The organism is Novosphingobium sediminis (assembly GCF_007991615.1).
GTDB lineage: Bacteria > Pseudomonadota > Alphaproteobacteria > Sphingomonadales > Sphingomonadaceae > Novosphingobium > Novosphingobium sediminis.
The window spans coordinates 1-1,158 of record NZ_BJYR01000057.1 but is presented as its reverse complement, the minus strand read 5'-3'; the positions used below and the strand labels follow the sequence as shown (position 1 = coordinate 1,158).

At 52.4% G+C, this 1,158-nt stretch carries 1 protein-coding gene; it reads right to left on the bottom strand.

Annotation, left to right across the window (positions count from 1 at the left end; all coding sequences use genetic code 11):
• Window positions 1-1,102: cadherin domain-containing protein (locus NSE01_RS21085; protein WP_174812075.1), on the bottom strand; the 1,102-nt coding region annotated here is incomplete at its 3' end.
• Between the last annotated feature and the right edge of the window lie 56 nt (window positions 1,103-1,158).

Here is a 1,158-nt window from a genome sequence, read left to right as displayed (position 1 = left end):
CATTGTCGACGATGTAGGTGTCGTTGCCCTGCCCGCCGATCATCGTATCGGCATCACCCGCACCGTTCAGGGTATTGGCGGCGTTGTTTCCGATCAGCGTATTTGCGAGCCCGTTGCCGGTGCCGTTGATCGCGCCCGCTCCGGTCAGTTGCAGCGTTTCGACGAATGTTCCTGACGGATACATCGGGCCGTACAGAGCATAGCTGACCGAGCTTTTGACTGTATCGTTGCCCTCGCCAAACAGTTCGATCACCTTGTCGCCAGTGTTGTCGACGATGTAGGTGTCGTCGCCGAACCCGCCACTCATCGTATCGGCGCCGCCCATTCCGTCGATCAAGTCGTTACCGACTGCGCCCGTCAGGGTATCTGCTGCTGACGTACCGGTGATTGTCTCGTTCACGACATTCAGAACAGCTATCGCTATGCTCTGCGTATCATACAGGGATCCGTCTGATACCTTAACCACCACATCGTAAACATTGTTACCGCCGGCATCTGCGGGTTGCTCAAAATTTGGAGCCAGCTTAAAGGATAATTCGCCGGATTGATGGTTGATATCAAATAAGTTTGCGTCCAATCCGCCAGAAATTGAATACGTCAGAGTCTGATTGGTATTTGGATCGGATGCTTCGACCGTCGTAACAAAACTGCTATTTTCTGAAATTGAAATGGTTGCAATATTAAGCCCACCATTGCTAGTTATTTTTGGGACATAATTTGTGTTATTTGTTCCGAGATTGACGTCGGTTATAAAAACATCCGATGCAGTATTCGTGTCACCTGTGACGAGATTTGATGCGTAGCTCGCATACGCCACCTTTGTCCCGTCAGGTGAAAAGGTCGGGTCAAAGCTCCACCCGTTCCCCTGTGTGCCGCTGCTATCGCTGGAAATGCGGATGATTGCGCCGCTGGCCAGGTCTTTCACAAATATGTCGTAGGCGTCGTTGGTGTCGCCTGCGACAAGGTTTGATGAGCGGCTATAGAAAGTTAGCTTCGTGCCGTCAGGAGAGAAAGCTGGGGCGTAGCTATCACCATTCCCAACAAGGCCGCTGCTGTCCGTAGAAATACATATCGCGTCGCCACTCGCTTGATCCAGGAGCATCAGGTGGCGGATCCCGGACCCTCCGTTCGGTACGGAATCGTAGCTGTAGTAGGCGT